The organism is Deltaproteobacteria bacterium GWC2_55_46, from assembly GCA_001595385.3.
Classification (GTDB): Bacteria; Desulfobacterota; GWC2-55-46; order GWC2-55-46; family GWC2-55-46; genus UBA5799.
Map to the genome: position 1 here is coordinate 1,073,258 of LVEI03000001.1, position 21,806 is coordinate 1,095,063.

The following is a 21,806-nucleotide window of genomic DNA, read 5'->3' on the forward strand; positions in this document are numbered from 1 at the left end:
GGGCGGACCAGACGGTCCGCCCTTTTGATTGGCTCTTTTTCTTATTACTTCCTTACCCTTCTCCTTACATACATGCCGAGGCCGACAAGTCCGCCGCCGAGCAGTAGGAACGTGCCAGGCTCCGGGACCGCGACGTTGAACTGTCCATTGCTTTCCACAGTGGTTATAAAGCCCGTCCCGGTGGGGATGAACCCTGTTACGAGGTTATGGGTATTGAGCAGGCCGAGCGTGACCGGAAGAGAACTGAAATCAGTCCCGGTAGAGGTCTTCCATACGCCGGCGTACGCAGACGTGAAGACCGCTGTCAGGTCGGTCGTGCCGTTAGGTGCGGTTCCGCCAAGGAAGCCCGCGGGCCCCTGTCCGCCTGAAGGGGGTATTATGCTGAATGTAGCCAGTGTCGCCGTGACACCGTTAGTAGGGTCAGCGTCTATATCCAGATAAACGCCCAGGCTGCCTGAGCCTGCGTCGAATGAATAATCAAACGACCAGGTAGAGGGATCGAACGGGTTCGGGGTCGACACATTGTATACGCTGCCTGTAAGCCCGGTGCCGTAGAGGTAGAGATTGTACGAAGTGCTGGTCGATTCATCGAGGAGATCGAATACCTTGTAATTCCCGGAGCCGCTGCCAGGTTCCTGCCAATAGGTCAGGGTCTGCAGCAAGGACATCTCTGTGAATGTGTCCCCGTCGTTGAATATGCCATCCAGGCCAAAGCTCTGATTGACAGTACCATCGCCGCTGACGATGACCCTGTCGATATTGACCGTATTGCCCAGGTTTGAATTGACGGTAGACAGGTCCAGCTGCCAGGCATCAAGTATTAAAGCTGAGGCCTGCCCTGGCACAAAACCTACTGTTCCGAGCGCCAGGCCCGCGAGCAGCGAGGCCTTCAGCACCCCTTTCTTGAAAATAGCACTCTTCATAATCCCTCCTTATCAACTAAGCGGCGGTCGATGTTTGTTTGGTTTCATAACTTGCAAGAACCTTGCCAACCCCATACGATAACTGTCGCTTTACCACAAGTAGCTGATTTTCAAAGATTTTTAGATGCAAACCGGACAGCGAGCCAGTTTGCGTAAATTATAAAAACTGGTCTCAATGTAAAGATTTGCTTAATATTGTAAAGAGTACCGACAGGCGTACGGTATGAAGCGGTCAGGGGGTTTGCTCAAGCGCTTCTGAAAGGGCATTTACGATCCTGGGGTCGTAGGTGGAACCGGCGCTCTCCTCAAGCTCTTTCAACGCCTCTTGATGGGAAAGTATCTTCCTGTATGGCCTCTCCGAGGTCATCGCCGAGTAGGCGTCTATTACCGAGAGCACCCTTGAGAGGAACGGTATCTCCTCTGCCTTGAGCTTGTCCGGGTAGCCGGTGCCGTCCCATCTTTCATGGTGGTGAAGGATTATCTTTTTGACCTTCTCGGAGCACTCGAAATTGCTAAGGAGCCCGAGCGTGTTGAACGGATGGGCCTTTATAGTACGCCGCTCGGAGGCCGTAAGATTTTTCTTATCGAGGACCTCGCCGTCGACTACCATAAGCCCCAGGTCATATACCATGGCCACATAATGGGCCGTTTCGATATCTTCTTTGCCCGCGTTCAATCTTTCGAGCGCCTTTACGAGGAGTTCGTTGAACGCGCCCCTCTTTTTCTGGTATCTCTTCCGGTATCCCTTCTCGGCCTTCAAGAGGCTGTCAAAGGACGAAATGAACCGGTTTATGTCCTCGTCAGGGTAGTCGCCTGAATTCAGGCTATCTATGAATGTGGATATTCGCTCGCTCAACTTGGCTGCAAGGGCAAGATCCTGTTCGCTGAAGGCCCCGGCTGACTTCTTATTATTCAGGTTCAGCACGCCTATTACCTTGTCCCCGGCCTTGAGCGGAAGCGACAGGAGCGACCTGTTGTTATACTGGGGGATGCTCCTTCGGCCGAACCGTGGGTCTTTTTCCAGGTCATCTATAAGGAGGGGTTTGCCTTCAAGAGCCACCCAGCCGGCGATGCTGTCTCCCACTTTTATTCTTGTGCGGTTTATTACGTCCTCACTTAAGCCCCGCGCGCTTTTTATCGTCAGCTCGCCGGTGAACCTGTCGGCCAGCATTATCGAGCAGGTATTCACGTCCAGGAGCTCGGATACGAACTCCATGAACTTCTCCATCGTGATGTCTATTACGGTCTCAACGCGCTCCCTGGCGCTCTTCGGTATCTTTATTCCGATCGAGAAGCCCTTATCGGTATTTTCGGCGCGAAGCCCCCATTTGTGCATCTCGGCGGTCTTGCTGGCGAGATACAGCTTGAGCCTTTCCCTTCCCTCCTCGGTATTAGAGAACTGGGAAGGGACAAAGAGGAACGGTATCGCCGCTTCCGGAAGCTTCCTTGAGACCAGGATATCGACCTCCACGTCCTCGGCCTCGGAGAGGCTTATGGAGATGGAATCGCCGTTCTCGAGGTAGAGGCTCAAGCCCTCCACGAGGTTCATGAAGAGTTGTACGACCCTTATCTTGTCGCCTACGACCTCTGAGACGCCTTTCCTGATGTCGGTCGCCAGATGGAAGTTCCTTCTTGATATAGTAACGTTCAGCAGCCTTGAGCCGATGATGTCCTTCTCGAGTATCTCGCCGAGGTTCAAGACCGTCTTCTTTACGACCCTCATCTCGTTCTCGAGCATGACGAAGTCAAGGAGGTTCTCGACCGTGTGTATAAGCTTGTCGGTCTCACCGGCTATTATGGACTGGAAATCCTTGTGCTCGGCCCTGGCAGACTGGTCCGTGTTCTGAAGGTAGTAAATGGCGCCCTTTATCGAGTTCAGCGGAGTCCTGAGCTCATGGGAGACCCGGGTGAGGAACTCGGTCTTGACAACGTCTGATTCGATGAGCTTCCTGTTGATGTCTTCAAGCTCGGATGCCTTTGCCCGGAGCTGGTTCATCAGGAAGGCGTCCTCAAGGACGATGGCGGCCTGGTTTGAGAGTATCTTGATGAGCGAAAGCTCGTCTTCGGTGAATGGCCCGTCTTCTTTGTCATTGACGTTCAATACGCCAAGAAGCCTGTTCCTGCTCACGATGGGACAGGAGATGAAAGAACGGGTCTTATACCTGTCAAAGCCCCTGCCATGGCTGAAGCGCGGGTCGTTTTCTATATCCTCGACCAGGACAGGTACTCTGTCCGCGGCCACAGCCCCCGCGATGCCTTCCCCTATCTTTACCCGGTAATTGTTGATGAAATGGATATCCATGCCGCGGGCGGCAACTATATATAGCTCGTCCCTGCCGTTTACGAGCATGAGGGAGCCTTTTTGCGCGTCCGTATAATTGATAGCCAGATCGAGGATAAGGTTCGAGATAGCCTTGATATTGTCGGTGGCGACAATGGCGCTCGAGACCTCATTGATTATCGAGAGTTTTTTCTCGAAGAGTGAGGGGTTGTCCATTTCAATAAAATTATCTTGCATTATGGGGAAAAGGCAAAGAAATTTGAGAGTTTATTTGATCGAATATCCCAAAGGACCCGGCAAGACCGGCATTCAGATATATCGGCTGAATACCCGTCGATAGACCATGGACAGTTCTATATTTATTATAAAAGCAAACCCTGTGCCATAAGCAAAATGAACGCCTGCACTATCTTTTTCGAAGCTGCCGAATGGATGCAATGTAAAGACTATCGACAATCTGTAAAATATCCCTGCAATCTGCGGCTCAGGAGCGCCCATATCCGATTGCGCTTCCCAGGCTTCAAATAATTTCCTTAATCTGATATGATTCCTGGGCGATGAATGGAGCATTTGATACTAAAAGACCGGTTACGCTCATGCTCCTCGGCAGCGGCCTCAGGTTTCCGGCATTTATCGGGGCGCTCTCTGCTATTGAGGAGAAAGGCATACAGGTAGAGCGCGTGGTGGGGGCCTCGGCAGGCTCCATCATCGGCTCGCTCTACGCTTCAGGATGGTCGCCCATCGAGATGAAACAGGCCCTCATGGCCCTGGATACTACCATCTTCAAGGACTTCAGCCTCCGGGGGCTTATCGTCGGGAAGGGGCTCTACGAGGGCAAGGTAGTGGAGAAGTACATAGACGGGCTCCTGGCAGGGAAGAGGTTCTCGGACCAGTTCAGGTTCCCTCCCTTCGTTGTGGCCACAGACATACGCAACAGCACGCCTTTCGTCTTCTCGAGGGCGAAGTTCCCTGATCTCAAGCTCTCAAGGGCCATACGCTTCTCGATAGGCCTGCCGCTCGTATTCTCCTATAAACACTTCAGCCATTCAGGAAAGACGCACACCTTTATCGACGGCAACCTCCTTTCCGGGTCAATAGCCGAGATGTTCGCCGGCTCAAGGCTTCTCATATTGAAGGTGGTCTCTAACCGGACCCTTCAGCATGCCTCAGAGAGGTTCAGCTTCGCCTCCTACATAAAAAAGCTCGTTCTGCTAATGATGAACGCGGTGGAAAGGGAGCGGATAGTGGGGAAAAACTGGCAGGAGACCATACTGATATCCTGCGGGGACATCCACATGACAAAGTTCTCGCTGAGCGCCGATGAAAAGCAATACCTGATAGACCAGGGATATACACAGGTCAGGCGGTATCTGGATTACAAGTGGGAGGCTTGAGGCCAGGGCCTCAGGTCAGGTTATGAAGCCCGTGCTTTTTCATGAGGTCGTAGAGGGTCGGCCTGCTTATGCCGAGCTCTTCCGCCGCCCTGGCGATGTTGCCCCTGTTCCTTTCTATCGACGCGGTGACAAATTCCTTTTCGACCCTGTCCCTCGCGTCCTTAAGCGTAATGGCGTCATTCGGGTCGGGCCCTGCCTTTACCCTGCCCTCTCCTGATGAAGCGAAGCCGAGGTCCTGCGTGCCTATTAGCGCCCCTTCCGACATGATGACCGCGCGCTGGACCCTGTTCTCAAGCTCCCTTACGTTGCCGGGCCAGTCGTATGACTCGATCTTTCGCGAGGCCTCGGAGCTGAAGCCCCTTACCTTCTTCCCGAACTGCTCGCTGAACCTCGCCAGAAAGAGGTTTGAAAGAAGCATTATGTCGCCTTCGCGCTCACGTAGCGGGGGAAGGTTGATGGTGATGACGCCGAGCCTGTAATAGAGGTCTTCCCTGAACTTCCTTTCCTGTATGGCCTTCATTATGTCGACGTTTGTCGCGGCTATTATCCTCGCGTCTACGGTGATATCCTCCCTGCCGCCCACGCGTTGTATCATCTTCTCCTGCAGGAACCTCAGAATCTTTACCTGAAGGTTCGCGGGCAGCTCCCCTATCTCGTCAAGGAAGAGGCTCCCCTTGTGCGCGTACTCCACCTTGCCCTGGACCTGCGCGTGCGCCCCGGTGAAGGCGCCCTTCTCATGGCCGAAGAGCTCAGACTCAAGGAGGTTATCCGGTATGGCGCCGCAGTTGATGGGGATAAAGGCCTCGCCCTTCCTTAGGCTCATCGAATGGACGGCCCTTGAGACAAGCTCTTTACCGGTGCCGCTCTCGCCCATTATGAGGATCGACACCTCCGACGAGGCGACCTTCCTTATTGTGGCAGCCACCTCCAGCATCTTCTGGCACTGGCCTATTATGCGCGAGCCCTCACACGTCTTCCCTTCGAGTGCCTGGTGAAGCCTCCTGTTCTCCTCCTCTATGCCGTAGAGGTGAAAGGCCCTCTTCACGACCACCCTTATCTCATTGAGGTCTATGGGCTTCTGGTATACGTCATAGGCGCCGTCCTTGACGGCCTTAAGCGCGTTCTCCCTCTCGTCGTTGCCGGAGATTATGATCACCTTGGCATACGGGTTCTCCTTCAATATCTCATCGAGGCACTTGAAGCCCTCCTCTATGCCGTCGGCGTGCGGCGGTAGCCCAAGGTCAAGGGTAACGACCTTCGGCCTGTGGGCCTTATAGAGGGCAACGCCTTCGCCGCGCTCCCCGGCCTGGACGATGGAGTACTCCTTGGCGAGCCCCCATTTGAGCTGCTTTCTTATCTCTTCGCTGTCGTCTATGATGAGAAGCTTTTCCATACCGCTCCGATAAAGATATCTTATCCGTTAGCCTGCCTGAAAGTTCAACATATTATCATGCAATTTGGCAAGGGGTAATTTGATGGTGAATACCGTACCCTGCCCCGGCTGGCTTGCGACCTCTATGGCTCCGCCGTGGGCCTCGACGACCTGCTTGCACTGGTAGAGGCCTATGCCCAACCCTTTTTTCTTGGTCGTCGAAAAAAGCTTGAAGAGGCGGGTCTCGATGAACTCGGCGCTCATCCCGCACCCGCCGTCCCTGACGGAGATATATGCCGAATCAGAGGAGCCGACCTCGACATAGACCGGGGCACGCACCGGAGAGGCCTCGATCGCGTTCAGTACGATATTGAGGACGACCTTCTGTATCTCGTCAGGGTCAGCCTCGGCGAGGACAGATGGGCCTTCGAGGCGCACGTCGCCAGAGACGCCCCTCAAGGCGTCCTCAGCTATGGCGCGCAGGTCCGCGCTCTGCAGGTTGAGCGCGGTCTTCTCCTTTATGTTCCTGAGCCTGGAGATGAGGACGTTCATCTTCTTGACCGTAGACTTGAGTGAATCAACCATATCCTTCTGGAATTCCGGGTCGTCGATATGCTCATCCGCGTTATCGACCATCATCGAAAGTGAAGATACGTGGTTTTTGAGGTCGTGTACGACGAAGGCGGATACGCGCCCTATCGCCTCCATCTGCCTTGCCCTGGAGAGCTCATCCGAGAGTTTGAGATTATGGATGATGGAAGACGCCTGCCTTGAGAGCGTCTTCATAAGATCGTAGTCCTCGAAGGTATAGACCTCCTTGCCGTTTATTGGCGAACCGAGGGCTATGAAGCCGTTCATGGAGCCACCTGTGAAAAGCGGCACAAGAAAAGATATGCCGTTCTCCTCGAGAAAGCGCTTATCTGTTTCCTGTAGGCCATGGCCGCCGTCAGAGGCGTTCAAAACCCAGCCCTTTGGCTCGATGAAGCCTATGAGGCCGCTTCCATCGCGCAGCTCACGTGCCGATATGTCCAGCTCGTATACCGAGACGCTCTCGTAATTCCCGTCGTTTTCGTTTTTCAGGAAAAAGGCGGCGCCTTTGGTGCCGAAGGTCTCGGAGAAGCCGGAAAGAATGGCTTTGAGCACGCCCTCGCTGGTCTTCGCGGAGGAGACCCGGTCCGTAAAGCTCAGCCACTGCGCCCTGTAGTCGTACTTGTCGCTGAAGAAGTTCTTGCTCAGGAACACCTTTATCTTTCTCTGAATATTTTCAGAGAGAAGCACTATTACGATACCCGCGCCGCCCAGGAAAAAAAGCATCGTCAGGAGGTTCCTGCTCATCTTCTCGCCAAAATGCCGCATCCCCTCGCCTATGATGCCGAGGCCTAAAAGATAGACCCCTACCACAAGGATGACCGTTGACCTGTAAGCCATCTCCTTCGAGATCTGGACCTTGACCCCGTTGCCCCTCATGAGTTTTGAATAGGCCATGAGCCCGATCGCCAGGATCAGCACGATAGACCTGGGCCCGAGAAGGTCCATGTCAAGAGACCTGTAGAGAAGGGCCTGGCTGTAGTAGAAGATGAAGATCGCGAGGATGGCGCCGGCCCCGAGGGTCTCGAACTTTATCTTCCAGCGCTCTACTTTTTGAGCCCCTCTCAGGGTGGCTTCCATGTTTACGGCGGCGACTATCATATAGACGAGGACGCCGGTATAGAAGGTGAACCCGTCTCCTCCAAGGAAGAGTACCTTTTCAAACTCGAAGTCCGGGGAATAGAAGAAAGAGCCGGCAGGCAGCAACAGCGCGGCAACAGGAAATGAGACAGAGACGGCGAGCAGCGCCTTCTGTAACCATGAGACGGACTTAAGGCTTGGCTCCCGTGAATGGATAAGCGATGCCAGGAGCCAACCGGCAGGCAAAAAGGACTCCGTGACCAGCGAAAGCTTCCTCCAGAAAGGAAGCTCGCCTGGCCTGAGCGATGATACGAGGTCGAAGACAAGCAGCAGGGCGGACAGAAGAACGGCCGCCGGCATGGCAAGCGCCAAAGGCCCGCTCCTTTTCCTTATTGCCAGGACTCCGCAGAAGACGGCTGCTTCGATAGCTGCCAATATTACAAGGATGCTTACTGTCATCTCACACCGGTCTACCTCGGGACATGATCATAAAGGACCGGGTAAAAGTCCTTTATGAAATCCAGGGCCAGTTTCCTTGATTCTTCCTCGTTCCTCTCGAGCGGGACCGAGACCCTTATAAAGGCCGAGTCCTTGCGGCCGTAAAGGACCGAATTGAGCACCTCGTTGAACCTCAGGGCGTATTCGCTGGAGACGGCCTTTCCCTTCACCTCGTACCAGTAAACAAAGAGCTCTTTCTGCTCGGCCTTCTGATAGACGGCGGATACCGCCTCGATGGGCGCTCCTCCGGCGTCGACCATGATCTTGTTCTCAGAGTGCCTGTACCATCCCCCGCCGGGCAGGCACTGCTTTGGCGAATGGATCGGCCCGCTCTCCCTGCCTCCGCTGTGATAGCCGATATAAAGCTCGACCCTCTCTCCGTCCGCGTTCGCGTATTTTCTCGCCAGGTAGTCGGTGGGCCGGAGTACGGAAAGGACATCCCGGCTGAAGCTGGTCTGCGAGAGCATCTTCCACTCTCCCATCACGAACGGGAATTCGCTGAAGGGCCTGGACATTGAGACATTTTTGTTCGCGTGCGCCTGGGTGAAGAACCAGACCGACGCCAACAATACACATATGATCGCTATCCTAAGCCTGCTTATCATCTTTTCCCGCTTTCCTCAGGAGCACCCCTACCGCTACCAGCATGGCGAAAGCCATCGCGAAAACAGCCAGGCCGGCGAACTCATGGAAGAAGCCTTCGGCCGCCTTCGACCCGAAATGCTTGGCGAGGATCCCTGTTGTTATTACCCTTATGGAATTTGCGGCTATCGCTATCGGTATGGCGGTGAGCGCGAGTATGAGCCGCTTGAAACCTGTCTTCTGTGTGAAATAAGCCAGCGCGACCGCCAGGGCAAGAAGCGAGAAGAGCGACCTCATCCCGCTGCAGGCGTCGGCCACCTCCAGCTCTATATTTGGAAACATTATGATGTTGCCGTCCCGCCAGACCACTACCCCCACAGCCTGAAGGAACAGGACTGAGTACTTCGCCACCATGAGCTTAAGAGGGAACGCGACGGCATCGTAGACTATATAAGGCAGCGGCACCATGAAGAAAAGGTATCCGAAGGGCATTGAGACCGCCTTAAACGCCATCTTCCCGAAGAGGAAAAGGATGATCCCGGCCAGGACTATGAGGAATGAGACCCTCATTGTGAAATATTCAGTACCGAGATAGCCGGCCAGAAACGCCAGCAGCCCTATCACGATGACAGGCAGGCCCCAGGCGCTTGGCGACAGGATGACCTCCTTAAGGGCAACTCTATTCTGATAGAGCATATAGCCGGAGACCACGGGCACGATAAAGCCGTGCGAATAGTTCGGGTCCGAATACCATTGCAGTATCATGTAGGAAAGGACCGGATAATAGGCCCCTGCCAGTACGAACCCCACGATGGCAAGCGGGACCCTGTTCAGGGCCATGGCTTCCCGGAGCTTAACCGCGCGTTCCATCCATACCCCCGCACTTTTCGTATTCCCTGCTGTTGCCGTTCCATTTAGGCCTGTGGAATATGCCGTAATGGCTTATCCTTCCGGCCTCCTCGAAACCCGCACGGGTGATCGCCTTTATGGCCGGCAAGTTTGTCACATGAGTAGCCATATAAACGGCCGAGAAATTTCTTCCTTTAAGGTACTCGAGCGCTCCCGATATCATAGCCGTGTATATCCCTTTCCCCCTGAACCTGTCAGCGGTAAAGCAGTAGCCTATCTCCGCTTCGCGATCCAGCAGCGTAAAGAACCTGCTCGACCCATTTTTTTCAAAGACCCACATCAAATGCGCCGGCTCCCCCCGGTACATGCCTACAAGGCATCCGCTCGGGCTTGAGTACTTGTCTGCGTAAGCCTCTTTGGTCCTGAACGCGGGATTTTCCCGAAGCGACCCAAGGGCCTCGGCGTCAACTGTCTTTAGCTCGAGGCCGGGGATGCCATTTCCGGAATACCCGCCGGTCTTTTTCAGGTCCGCCCTGAAAAGCACAAACTCATTTCGTCCGGCATAGCCGAATACCGTCCAATACAGGGACTTCAGGAACCCGCCTGTCTTAAGGGCTGCAACCGCTTCGTTCAAAAGCCTTTTTGAGAATAGCCCCATTCCGTTACCTGTACGCCTGATTGCTGAAAAGGTGCTTTCTTATCTTGCTCGCCAGTGACGGCTTGTGCGACCTGATATCGGCAAGCCTTACGATGCATTCACTGCCAAGGGGCCGTCTTTCCATTGAACCGATACCCGCGACCGCATGTGATAACCCTCTCAGAAAGGCCTTGAGATGCCCCGCCCTGATCGAATAAACGAACATCATCGCCGTGTAGAAGACCGTATACTTGAGCGCATAGAGGGCCGGATAGTGCCTGTATGCCAGCCAGACGTTATTCCTGGTGTTGAAGTAGTACGCCCTCCAGTCCGGCCTGGCAGCCATGGACGCGTTATGCGCGACTTCGATCACAGGCGAGTACCATGCCTCCCAACCGTCTGATATGAGCCTGGCGCACAGGTCCGGCCCCTCATGGCCTATGAAGAATGGCGCGTAATACCCACCCGCGGAGAGGAAGGCCTCTTTTCTGAAGGCGCACGCGCCTTCAGAAATATGGTCGGTCTGAAATACCTGACAGCTCCATCGGTCATGGTCCCTGGGATGGCACCAGTCCCTGAGGGAAAGTCCACCGCCTGGCGAGATAACCCTGAAGTTAAGACAGGCGGCCTCAGGCTTAAGGTCGAAGAACTCCGCGACCATTCCAGCGGCACAGCGGTCTTTAAGGCAGACATCGTTGTCGAGCGTGACGACGATGTCTCCTGTCGCAGCCCTCAGGGCAACGTTACGCGCCTCGCATCCCCTGTTAGAGTCCATCTCTATATATCTTGCCGCGGGGAAAACGCTTTTCAGAAGAGCCCCGGTATCATCCGGATGATTATTGATGACGATGACCTCGACTTCCGGATACTCCTGCGCAAAGACGCTCTCAAGCGTCCTGATGAGCTCGTCCTGCCTCTTATAAGTGAGTACGGCTATCGTTATCCTGCGTGCCATTCCCTATCCTTCAGCTCAGAGCGAGATCGATTTCCTGAGGGCCGGCCCGATGGTATTCGCCACGCATAGGGGCAGCTTCTTCCAGGCGGATGCCATGAGCCTGCCTTTGGCCGAATCTGAATCCAGCTCTCCGGTGATCTTTCCGTTCGGGTTGAAACGCCTCCAGTAAAGCTGGACCGGCGCCGCCCCCCACTGGCGCTTGAACTCGAAAGTGCCTGACCCCGGGGTAGATCTGCCGAAATCAAAGACCTCCGCGCCTGTTTCGCATCCCCATGCTATCAATTTCCAGTACAGGCTGATATTCGGATTAAGCTTAAAGGCGCTCCGCAGGCACGATACCCATGGCAGCGACAGGACGCCCCTGTGCCTGAAGTACAGCCCAGCGCCCACGGTCCGCCCGTCGCTGTCGTTTACAGCGATGAGGCCCGCGTTTTCCCCAAATGCGCTCAGTATCTCGGTAAAAAACCTTTTCGAGTGAACCGGCGAGCCGAGGTCCTTCATGTTTTGCGAGAAAACGGCATAGAATCTTTCGATCTCTCCGGGCGCGATGAAGCCCACGTTGAGCCCGTTGTTCTCGGATTTCCTTATCCTGTTCCGGCGTTCAGAAGGGATGCTTTTCAACAGGGCCTTTGGGTCGGGGTTTAGCCCCATGTGCATCGTGACCTTACCGGTGCTTGTCTGCCATCCGATGTCAGACGGGTCCGTGCTCCTCAAGACCACTTCGGACCTCAGCCGCAACGCCAGCTCTCTGGCTGCGTTCACAAGCTCTCTGGTCGCCTCGATAGAATCAGCAAGGCAGCCGCCCGTATCGAGATACGGCATCGACGCCATCTGCCTGCCGAAGAGCCTGCTTTTGATCTGAACAAGCGGGAGCACGCCGGAAAGCCTGCCTTGGTCCCATGCCTCCAGATAAAACGGCTCATGTCCATACGACCTCCGGATAACCTCTTTCCAGCCATACAGATGGGCGAAGGTCGAATCCGGATGGGCCAGCACGTAGCTGTCCCATTCTGCCCTGGAGGCGCTGTTTATCTTCAAGTCGATCATTTGCCCGCCATCCCTCCTCTCGGGTTCCATACCACGTACCTCTCAGACCTGAAGCATCCCAGGAGTCCATGAAAATAAGCCGCGTGCACTACAAAAAAGGCCCAGGCGAGGCTTAAGACCGGCAACCTCGTTTTCGCCACAGACGCCGCAGCCCCGGCTGCGGCAAGACCCAGGTAGGCCAGCACCGGGAAGGCTAGAATATTGAGGCCCGAAGATGCAAGGGCCAGCGCCAGCAGCGTGAGCAGGGCTGGCAGATGAAACCATCTTGAGACCTTATGCGAAAGAAGCACCCAGATATTGACGAACCTGCCTTTGGACGCGAGCTTCGGGACCTGCCTGAAAAGAAGGGCTGCTGCCTGCCCTGCCATCCTCTTCTGCCTTGCATACTCCGCGGCCATGGAATTATCCCCGCTCTCGTAGCCGAATGCGCCATCGATAAAACACGAGCGATAACCGGCAAGGGACGCGGCTATCGGGTGATAAAGGTCGTTTATGTCCCGCGAGTCAAGTGGTGTGTAAAGCTCTTTTCTCATCGCGTAGATCGCGCCGTCAGCGCCGGCTATGATGCCGAGCGCGCTCTCTTTTGCCTTTAAAAATCTCTCGAACCTGTAGAAGGCCCCTTCTCCGTTTCCATGTCCCAATGGGACCGTGCTGCCGGTGACCACGCCCACAGCGGGGTCTGAAAAAGGCTCGGCGAGCTTAATAAGGGCGTCCTTTGAGAAGATGGTATTGGCGTCGGTGAAGACCAGGAGCTCTCCAGTTGCCTCTTTTGCCATCCTGTTGAGCGCCGCGGTCTTTCCAGCTCTCGCCTGCCGCATGACCTTTACCTGCGGCCCCGAATATTTTGCGGCTATCTCAAAGGTCCTGTCAGTAGACCCGTCGGACATGATGACAAGCTCACGTTGGCCGTGGTATTCGAGCGAAAAAAAATTCCTTATCTTCTCGTCTATCACGCCCTCTTCGTTGTATGCGGAAAGCAGTACGCTTACCCGCGGCTCCGCCTTGCCGCGCAGCGGCCTTCCGCCGGGAACGAGCGCGAGCATAAGCGGGTAGACCACATATGGATAGACCACCAATAATACGGCGGCCAGGGACGCGAGCTCTGTCCAGCTCATCTCCTCGACCCTCCACCATATCTGGCGTCAGCGTGCGCTATCGCCGGGGCGACCGGATCCGCGGCGACGGCAACGCGCCCGGCGGGCCGCACGAAATTGCGTGAAGCGGCCACGGCAAAGACTAAAAACCAGTACATCTTCTCGTACTCGGCCGAAAGGAAGATGGCCGCGACAAGAAATCCCGCGAGCCCTGCCTTTATCCCGGTGAATGCCGCGTTAAGATAGGCATCCTGCCGGGTATCCATCCGCCGCGCCCCCGCCTCCCTCCATGCGGTCCAGGCCATGATCGAAAATATCGCAAGCCCGAAGACCCCGAGCTCAGCGGCAAGTTCCAGATAGGAATTATGAGCTATTTGAGCCGCCTTAACGCGCTCGGAATAATACGTGGACATCGCCTTGAAATTACCGGGGCCAACGCCCAGGAAGAGGTTATTGGAAGTCATCTTCATTCCGGACTCCATGAGCGCCAGCCTTGCCTCTGTGGATACTTTTACGCCAGACTCTTCGCTGCTGAAGCGGTGAAAGACATCGTTCGGGGCCAGTATTATGGCAGCCGCGATCACGATACCTACAAGCGCGATGGTCCTCATATGGAACCTCCGGTAGAACAGGACTACCAGAAGCATCGCCGAAAAACCGATCAGCCCCCCTCTTGACTGCGACAGGGCGACGGCGGAAGTCATAAGCAACAGGCTGCCCAGGTAGAATATCTGCAGAAAGCCCTTCTGCGACTGCCTGTAGAGGAAATACGCGACAGGTATCGCGGCCACGGCCGATATCGCGAAGTAATTCGAGTCTCCGAATATCCCGCCCGGCCTGAAGTTTGAGTACAGCCCCCCGTAAAGCGAGAACTCCCTGAACATATAGGCCGAGGCCAGGTCCATGCAGAGGATCACGCTCAGTATCGCGTAGAAAAATCTTTCGCGGCTGTTGAGCAAGACCATGGTGGTTATAAAGAAGAGCCATATGGACGAGAACCTCAGTATCGAGGTGGAATTCCCGTAGTCGGCCGTGAAATGTGATAGCACGAATATGAATGTCAGGAGGAAGAAGAGCCGGCTCTGCCTGGGATCGATGAACCGCCCACCCTTTTTCCTGGAGAAGAACTCAAGAAGGGCATAGATGAAAGCGAGACCTCCGACCACCTTTATCGGTGTCAGGCCGCCGTAGTTATACGAGAGCAGGGGGTGGTTATTAAAAGGCATGAGTATGAGCGTAAGATAATAGAAGATCATAGGCCGCTCACCTTTTTTTCGCTCCTCGCGCAAAGGCCGGAATAGACCGCCTCCGTCTCGTTCATCTGCTTGTCGATCGAGAACTCCTTCTCAGCCCTCTCCCGCGCCGCTCCTGCGAGCCTCGTCCTGAGGGCTCCGTCTCCGCAGAGCCTCAATACCGCCGCAGCCAGCGCGCCGGGGTCAGCGGGAGGCACAAGGAGACCGGTCTTTTCGTGGAGGACCACCTCTTTTGTGCCGTCGACCGCGGTTGCGACTATCGGCACTCCGGCGGCCGAGGCCTCTATGGCAACGAGCGGAAGCCCTTCATAAAGTGAAGGGAGGACGACTACGTCAAGCTGCCTGAGAATGGATGGTATCTGTTTTTGGTAGCCGAGAAAGACTACCCTGTCGGCGACACCGAGGGCCTTTGCCTGCGACTCAAGCTCTGCCTTGAGCGCCCCGTCCCCGGCAAGCAGTATGACCGCGTCTGTCCCGGCCATTATCGCAGGCGCGGCCTCGATCAGGTATTTGTGCCCTTTCTGCGCGTCGAGCCTTCCTATGACCCCGATCCTCAACCTGCCACCGGCATCCGGCAGCCTGAACTCCGCTCCGGCCGGGGACTGGTAGGACGGAAGCTCCCTTCCGTTCCTTATGACGGTTATCTTATCCGGGGCCACTCGTTTGGCGCCTGCAAGATGCTCCCCGGCCGCCGCCGAGACCGCTATGAACCTATCCACGAATTTTGAGAAGAACGTGTCCGCGACATAGCTCCTTTTTATCCAGCTCGTCCTCCACCGTTCCGGCCCGTGGCACGTTTCAACCGTCGCCGCCCGTATACTTGCCTTGGCCAGGGTGGAGCCGAACATGCTTGAGCTGAACATATGCGAATGGACGATATCAGGCCTCTCCTGCCGCAATATCGCGATGAACTCCCTTATGGCGGCAAGGTTCTTCCAGTCCGCAAGGCAGAGCCCGTACACCCTCACGTCTCCCGGGATATCCGCCCCGAACTGGTCAAGAAGCTGGCCGGGGCAGACAAGCACCGCCGTAAAAGAGCTTCTGTCCAGCCCCCTCAAAAGAGAAAGGAGATGCTCTTCCACCCCTGCCCTGGTCGTGGTATTGAGAAAATAAAGTATCTTTGTCTTCCCGCTCAAGACAGACCCTCAAGCAGAACGTTTTTAATATCGGTTATCGAATGCGGCCTTTTCACAGGGGTCTTGCTGGACATGTACATGGCGGTCGAAGACTTATGTGACGGATGGAAGCCATGCATCCCTTTCATTGGCTTGCCGCCCATATAGCTTGGAGAGATGACCGTGCCGGGGTTCATGAGGAAGATCATCTCTCCATACCTGTTGTCGTCGAACTTGATCCTCTCGGCCCGGAGGTCCTCGTCACCAAGCAGCTTTCCTTCGGTCATGGACGAAAGGAGAAGGCGGAACGCATCCCTGCACCTGTCGTTAAAAAACCAGAACCTGGCCATCGTGGAATCATATATCGCAAGATAATCCCTGGAATGCGCGAACCCCAGCTTTCCGACCTCGGAGATGAGGTCGTAAGAGCCTGTCACAAGGGCCATGCCGTGGTCTGAGAAGACGTGCAGGTCGGCAGGCCCTCTGTCCAGGGCTGACCTGAAGACCTCTCTTATCCTTGTCTCATACCAGTCGAGCCTTTCCCGTATCCCGCTCTCCAGATGCCGGTTGTTATGGAGAAAGGCGTCAAGTTCTGAAAGATAAAGGAAATAGAAGGATGATCTTCCGCTTTCGATATCGCTCTTGGCGGCCTTGAAGATCTCTTCGTCTGTATACCCGTGGTATGAATAGACGGAATGCGAAACGCGCCGAGCGCTGAGCTCGTCGAATATCGTCGGAGACCCCTCGATGCCTGCCGGTCCGTAAATATCCTTCTTTTCGCAGATATCGTAATACCTGAGATACTCTACAGGGGTCCCGTAGCATGAGAAATACCCCGTATACCCGCTTATTTTTCTCGAAATCCTTTTAACAAGGTATCTGGTGTACCTGCTCTCTCTCAGGCGCTCCGGCAAAGGCGCAAGCGCCCTGGTCCATCGGAACGGCGAGCTGGCCGGGGAATAATAAAGAAGGTTCCACATGCCATGTTCGTCCACCTGCCGGCCGGTGAGTATCGAGGGGATCGCCCCGGAGCTATAGCCGAGGACCGTCCTCAGAGGCGTCCTGAAAGGGGTGAGGCCGTCAAGAAAGCTCCCTTCTGAGACGAACTCCCATCCGAGTGCGTCTACGAGCACGGCTATCGTGATTTTTTCATTCATCAGCAGTTCCTGAAATAATCTGTCCAGAAGCTGACCAGCTCTGGTATGGATTCACTGCCAAGAGCGCGCGTCTTCAAAGGCATCGTACTCGCGATACTTGAGCTCATCCCGTCCCCTTCGGCCGCTCCCGAAAGCTTAAAATATCGCAGGGCCGCGTTCATGTAGAGCAGGTGCCTTGGATGGCGCAGCGAGAACCTCGCTCCCGCAAGCCCCCGGAGCTTGCGAATACGGATGGCCCTGTACGCAAGCTTGAGCCACTGGACCGCCGCCTCACTACTTGCGCACTCTGCCGCGAAACGTCTGGCGAGCAAGGCCGTCTCCCCGTTCATCGCGAGGATGGCCGAAAGTTCCCATCGCCACACCTCATGCACATAACCCGCCAGCTCCTTCCAGTCGGAGAGCGCTCGCTCAGCCTCCTGTGTGAATACGCTCCGGGTAGGGCTTAACTTCACGCTTGTCCAGTGGTCGACCTTCCTCAAAAGCCCCGCGTACTCTTCCGTTTCCATCAGCCCCGCGGGCCTGAGCGTTTTTAACGCCCCTGCCCTGGCCCTGTAAGTCGGCACATACGCGCCCTCGAAGGTCAGTATGGAAGTGGCCAGGTCGAGATAGAATTTAGCTATGCCGTAAGCCGCTTTTTCAGCAGCGCCGTGGTTCCCGGAACTGAGAGAGCAATAATTCTCAAGCTGCTCCATAATCCTGTTGTTCAGGAGATAGAAGGCATCCATCCTCGGGATATCCGAACGGCTGAAAGATGGCATATCGTCAAGTACCCGGCTTTCGCCCCGGAGCACCTGCCCGTGCGCCTTAAGCTCATAAGCGAATATGCTCGGCCTCGCGTTTCTGAAGTATCGCCTGAGGGCCGGCGTGACGTCGATTTTGCAGTCAACGCCCATCTCCTTAAGCTCATCTCCGAGCGCGGCCTCCTCCTGTTTAAGCCTGGCCGAAATACCGGAGAGGCCTTTGCCGTCCTCGACTACCGCCAGGAACTCGACATCGCTCAGCACCTTGAGCTTGCCGTTTTCCTCAACAAGCGTCCCTTCTCCCCTCGCGAAGCTCCCGGTAAGCACCACGCCCGAAAGGCCTATACCAGCGCGGATGAGCCTGTCAGCGCAATGCTCGATGGCGCCGCGCATCCTGGCGTCAGGGGCGCCGGCGTTTTTTATAAGTTTCATGCTCTTCATGGCTTTTTAGCTACCACCAGCAGCCCGGACCCTTTTTTTATCGGAAAGAGCAGGTCGAGCCCGGCCGCGGCCATGAGGAACGGGAATGCCAGGAGGAAAACGGCAGGGTGAGGCCTGTTGTCGCCGAGGACAAAAAAGAGGTCGAAGCTCAACGTACCCCAGAAACCGTACGTATATTCGCAACTGATGTCGGTAAAGCCGGCGGCCCTGAGTTTCTCGCTTATCCCCTCTATCGAATACCCGTCCCTCACATGTCCGTAGTCCGAGTTCTTAAAGCCTATCCGCCGCTCCCTCCATTCCACCAGCTTTAGATGCTTTCTCTGCGGTATGGACGGGAAGGTCAGGATAAGTGACCCCCCCGGGTTCAACCCCATATAGAGGCCCTTGATCGCCTTTTCGTCGTTCTCTATATGCTCAAGCACATCACAGCAGGTCATGATGTCCGCGCCATCCTCAAGAGGTGACGACTGCAGGAGGTCTCCATGCCTGAGCGTGAGGTTTGCAAGGCCGAGCCTCTTTTTCATCTCCAGGGCCGTTTCGTACCTCTCCCTGTCGTACTCTATGCCGCTCACCTTCCAATCCGGATGTTTTTTCGAGAAATGGACGACGAGGTCTCCCCTGCCGCACCCGGCGTCGAAAAATTTCACTGGCCCGCGGCCTGGATCGAGCCTGGCTACCTTTCTCATCACGTGCCAGGCGCGGAGCCTCCCCGGCACGTGGACCTCACCCAATAGCGCGTACGCGAGCCTCTTTATCCGTTTTTTTTCGTAATATTTTTTCTCGGAACCGAACACCTGGAATCCCTTATCTCCGTTTTCCTGATGGCACTTTGCTTATCGACGCAACTCCATATTTCCTGAAGAGATTCCCGATCATAAAATCATCGGGAATCCCGCAAATCCCACCGTTATACAAAGCTCAACGCCCTGTCAAATGATCTCTCGGCCTCACGGCGCGCCTCATCAAGAGAATAACCGGAAGGGGCGATTGTCCCTCTTGCAAGGCCCAGCAAACCTCTCTCCAGGTCTTTGGGATCTTGTATATCTATCAGCGCGTCGCGGCTAAGCTTGATTTTTTCGGCGAACCCTTCGCATTTCGGATGATAATTGACCATAATAAAGGGAATGGAGGCCATGAAAGCGAATATCCCAGAATGAAGCCGCATGCCCATGAAGTGCGAGCAGGCCTTCACCTGTTCAAATACGCGCACTGGGTTCATGTCGTAGTCGATGATCCTAAGCCTGGACTGGTCTCCTATAAGAGCGCACATTCTCTTGGCAAGCTCTTCGTCCCCGGCCATTTTATTGAATACAAAAAATCTGATCTCGAATCCGTACTCATCGATGACCCTCCTTAACACCCCGGCGAGGTTTTCGAGATACGAGATCTCACCGCTAAGCCCAAAGGCGTCCTTTGCCGGGACCAGTGATACACCGAGCACATTCCCTTTTTCCTCTTTTCCTGCCACAGACCTGTCCATCAGGACGGCAAGATCGAAATGGCCGTCGACCGGAGCCGTGACCCTTAGCCTTTCAGTGACCAGCCTGAAGGAGTCATCGTCCCTTACCGATATATAGTCGGCCATGTTCAGCACCCTTGCCGCGAGCCTCTGGCCCTGCGGGGAACTTAGAGGCCCGACGCTTATTCCAAGGAAAAGGACCTTTTTGCCGAGGGCCTTTGCCGCGGCAATGTTACGGTGCTTCTCTTTGAGGTCGGCAAGCCCGCGATGGTCCTGCAGTACCCCGCCGCCGCCATATACTATGATGTTTGACGAGAGCATCGCTCTCGTCCTGGCAAACCGGACGGTAAGGTCAGGGTAGAAGACCCCGGGATTCCTGTTGCACCAGACCGGGGTCCCGCTCAGGACCGATATGCTTTCAGGCTTGAAAGCGCTCCATAGTCTCTCGATGCAAACGCTTGCGAGCGCGTCGTCCCCGGAGTTGCCGCGGCCGTAATAGCCGCACAGCAGTATCCTGTTCTTTTTTTTCATCTCATCTCAAGCAGAAAGCGCTTGGCCGCAAGCAGCTCTCTGTACTTCGCCTCGTCTCTTTTCGAGACTATGACAGCCGGATTGCCTATCGCGATGCTCATGGGCGGGATGTCTTTTCTTACCACCGCTCCGAAGCCTATGACCGCCCCCTCGCCTATTTCGACCCCCGGAAGTATGGATGCGTTCATCCCGATCCAGACATTATCGCGTATGGTAACAGGTGAGTGGACATAGCCAGTGCCGTAAGGGAGCGCGTCGGCGTCCTTATAGTCGTGCTGGGATGTCATTATAGAGCACCTGTCCGATATTATTACGTTGCTGCCTATCGTAAGCTTGCCCTTCCCGCTCATGTAAAAATTTCTGCCTATGTACACGTTGTCGCCCAATGCGACGGCCTCAGGGTTCGAGAAATAAAAGCCGTCCATTATCCTCACATTTGCGCCCCGCAAGGCAAAGCTGACCTTCCGGCCGCCGCCAAACAGCCTTCTCAGTTTTTCTATCATCCTGTCACCTGCTCGTTTCGGAAGCTGTACCTGATCACAAAAAAGGTATAGATCGCAGCCGCCGCCCGCGTAATAAGCACGGCGACCGCTATGCCCAGAGCGTCATACATATCGACGAGCACGACCCCCAGGGCGATCGTCATCAAAAGACGCAGGACGGCGTCAATAGAGACGTAATATGCCCTCTTCACCCTGTAGAGGAGGGTCGAGTACGAAATAAAGGACAGGTTTATAAGCGCTGCCAGTACGGCTACCTGGAGGATGACCCCGGCTTTCGAGTAATCCCCGCCGTAAAGAATTCCCATTATCGCGTCGGCATTCAATATTATGGCGGCGGCTGGCACCGCAAAAATGGCGAGCAGCCTGGTCACCTTTTTATTGAGAAGCCTTAACTCAGATAACGAGCTCTCCTTCGAATATCTGGGAAGAAGGACTACTGCCAGCGATTCCGCGACAAGGCCGAAGCCGAGCGCTATGTTAAGCGCGGCTGAATACAATCCTACCTGGTCCGGGACCGAGTACCTTGAAAGGATGAGTATCGGCAGGTTCATGGTAAGAATGCTTGAGACCTGGACGATGGCCACCCAGCGAGTATAGGAGAAGATCTTTGTGAAAGCCCCTGTGCTGACCGCGCTCCAGAGGAAGTTGCCGCCCGGCATGATGATGTACGCGAAGATAGCCCCTGCCGCGATCGAAGCTACCGTTATCCATAACGCGTATATTACGGTGAGTCCGAAAAACCAGGCGATGGATGCGACCAGGACGATTTTAAGGACAGCCGTCAGGACCTTGTCAGCCGAATAGGACGCGAACATCTCCTGTTCCTGCAGTATGGACAGGAATGTCTGACCGATGCCGCCGATGAGTATGCCGGCGCAAGCTATCCGTATGTAGGGCGCAAGCTCCGGGTTCTTAAGGAGCCCTGTGCCAACCGAGTCAGCTGAAAGATAGACTATCAGCGCTATAGCAACTGACGCAGCCAGCCTGAAGAGCAGCGATGTCGAGTAGACCTCTTTTTTGGAAATGCCGAGGTCATGGTTGCCGGAAGAAAGCCTGACTATCGACTTTCCCGTGCCGAAATCAGTTATCTGTATGCATATATTCATAAAGACCAGTGTCGCCGAAAGGAGGCCGAAATTGGCCGGCCCCAGCTGCTTTGCGAAGGCGATATTGACTATGAAGCCGCAGAGAGCGCTTACGAGGCTGCCCGTAAGCACCATGATCGAAGTCTTTCCAGTACGGCTGCTCAAGACCTTCGACAAGCTGCCGAAGAACGCGGCAGCGGCTGTCTTTGTGGCTTCGTTCAT

At 55.2% G+C, this 21,806-nt stretch carries 19 protein-coding genes; 1 reads left to right on the plus strand and 18 read right to left on the minus strand.

Annotation, left to right across the window (positions count from 1 at the left end; translation table 11 throughout):
• Positions 1–44: 44 nt before the first annotated feature.
• Both A2V21_305040 and A2V21_305045 read right to left on the minus strand, forming a co-directional pair.
• Positions 45–923: a hypothetical protein gene (locus tag A2V21_305040; GenBank protein ID OIJ73683.1), complete on the minus strand. Its 879-nt coding sequence runs from the start codon at positions 921–923 to the stop codon at positions 45–47.
• Positions 924–1,155: 232 nt separating this feature from the next.
• Positions 1,156–3,420: a histidine kinase gene (locus tag A2V21_305045; protein OIJ73684.1), complete on the minus strand. Its 2,265-nt coding sequence runs from the start codon at positions 3,418–3,420 to the stop codon at positions 1,156–1,158.
• Between the two features lie 341 nt (positions 3,421–3,761).
• On the opposite strand from A2V21_305045, the gene A2V21_305050 reads away from it, so the two are divergent.
• Positions 3,762–4,598 (plus strand): phospholipase, encoded by an 837-nt coding sequence (locus A2V21_305050; GenBank protein ID OIJ73685.1) that lies wholly within the window; start codon positions 3,762–3,764, stop codon positions 4,596–4,598.
• Positions 4,599–4,608: 10 nt separating this feature from the next.
• Here A2V21_305050 and A2V21_305055 read toward each other — a convergent pair whose 3' ends face one another.
• The 16 genes from A2V21_305055 to A2V21_305130 all read right to left on the minus strand — a co-directional run bounded on the left by A2V21_305055 (position 4,609) and on the right by A2V21_305130 (position 21,806).
• A complete protein-coding gene (locus A2V21_305055; GenBank protein OIJ73686.1) occupies positions 4,609–5,991 on the minus strand; it encodes a PEP-CTERM-box response regulator transcription factor in 1,383 nt (460 codons plus the stop codon).
• Positions 5,992–6,018: 27 nt separating this feature from the next.
• Positions 6,019–8,097, minus strand: a complete 2,079-nt coding sequence (locus A2V21_305060) for a hypothetical protein (GenBank protein OIJ73687.1) — start codon at positions 8,095–8,097, stop codon at positions 6,019–6,021.
• An 11-nt stretch (positions 8,098–8,108) separates the two neighbouring features.
• Positions 8,109–8,741: an EpsI family protein gene (locus A2V21_305065; GenBank protein OIJ73688.1), complete on the minus strand. Its 633-nt coding sequence runs from the start codon at positions 8,739–8,741 to the stop codon at positions 8,109–8,111.
• Positions 8,725–9,588, minus strand: coding sequence for an exosortase (locus A2V21_305070; GenBank protein OIJ73689.1), 864 nt, complete (start codon positions 9,586–9,588; stop codon positions 8,725–8,727). Before A2V21_305070 ends, A2V21_305065 begins: the two co-directional genes overlap by 17 nt.
• Complete coding sequence (locus A2V21_305075; protein OIJ73690.1) at positions 9,572–10,225, minus strand: hypothetical protein; 654 nt, start codon at positions 10,223–10,225, stop codon at positions 9,572–9,574. The genes A2V21_305070 and A2V21_305075 overlap by 17 nt, the downstream gene beginning before the upstream one ends.
• Before the next feature lie 4 nt (positions 10,226–10,229).
• On the minus strand, positions 10,230–11,159 hold the full coding sequence (locus A2V21_305080; protein OIJ73691.1) for a hypothetical protein: 930 nt from the start codon (positions 11,157–11,159) through the stop codon (positions 10,230–10,232).
• A gap of 15 nt (positions 11,160–11,174) precedes the next feature.
• Positions 11,175–12,206, minus strand: a complete 1,032-nt coding sequence (locus A2V21_305085) for a hypothetical protein (GenBank protein ID OIJ73692.1) — start codon at positions 12,204–12,206, stop codon at positions 11,175–11,177.
• On the minus strand, positions 12,203–13,321 hold the full coding sequence (locus tag A2V21_305090) for a hypothetical protein (GenBank protein ID OIJ73693.1): 1,119 nt from the start codon (positions 13,319–13,321) through the stop codon (positions 12,203–12,205). Before A2V21_305090 ends, A2V21_305085 begins: the two co-directional genes overlap by 4 nt.
• Positions 13,318–14,556: a hypothetical protein gene (locus A2V21_305095; protein OIJ73694.1), complete on the minus strand. Its 1,239-nt coding sequence runs from the start codon at positions 14,554–14,556 to the stop codon at positions 13,318–13,320. The genes A2V21_305090 and A2V21_305095 overlap by 4 nt, the downstream gene beginning before the upstream one ends.
• Positions 14,553–15,689: a hypothetical protein gene (locus A2V21_305100; GenBank protein ID OIJ73695.1), complete on the minus strand. Its 1,137-nt coding sequence runs from the start codon at positions 15,687–15,689 to the stop codon at positions 14,553–14,555. The genes A2V21_305095 and A2V21_305100 overlap by 4 nt, the downstream gene beginning before the upstream one ends.
• Positions 15,686–16,825, minus strand: coding sequence for a hypothetical protein (locus A2V21_305105; GenBank protein ID OIJ73696.1), 1,140 nt, complete (start codon positions 16,823–16,825; stop codon positions 15,686–15,688). The genes A2V21_305100 and A2V21_305105 overlap by 4 nt, the downstream gene beginning before the upstream one ends.
• Positions 16,825–18,006, minus strand: a complete 1,182-nt coding sequence (locus tag A2V21_305110; protein ID OIJ73697.1) for a hypothetical protein — start codon at positions 18,004–18,006, stop codon at positions 16,825–16,827. The genes A2V21_305105 and A2V21_305110 overlap by 1 nt, the downstream gene beginning before the upstream one ends.
• Positions 18,003–18,800 (minus strand): hypothetical protein, encoded by a 798-nt coding sequence (locus A2V21_305115; protein OIJ73698.1) that lies wholly within the window; start codon positions 18,798–18,800, stop codon positions 18,003–18,005. Before A2V21_305115 ends, A2V21_305110 begins: the two co-directional genes overlap by 4 nt.
• 113 nt (positions 18,801–18,913) lie before the next feature.
• A complete protein-coding gene (locus A2V21_305120; protein ID OIJ73699.1) occupies positions 18,914–19,996 on the minus strand; it encodes a hypothetical protein in 1,083 nt (360 codons plus the stop codon).
• A complete protein-coding gene (locus tag A2V21_305125) occupies positions 19,993–20,499 on the minus strand; it encodes a hypothetical protein (GenBank protein ID OIJ73700.1) in 507 nt (168 codons plus the stop codon). The genes A2V21_305120 and A2V21_305125 overlap by 4 nt, the downstream gene beginning before the upstream one ends.
• Positions 20,496–21,806, minus strand: a complete 1,311-nt coding sequence (locus tag A2V21_305130) for a hypothetical protein (protein OIJ73701.1) — start codon at positions 21,804–21,806, stop codon at positions 20,496–20,498. The genes A2V21_305125 and A2V21_305130 overlap by 4 nt, the downstream gene beginning before the upstream one ends.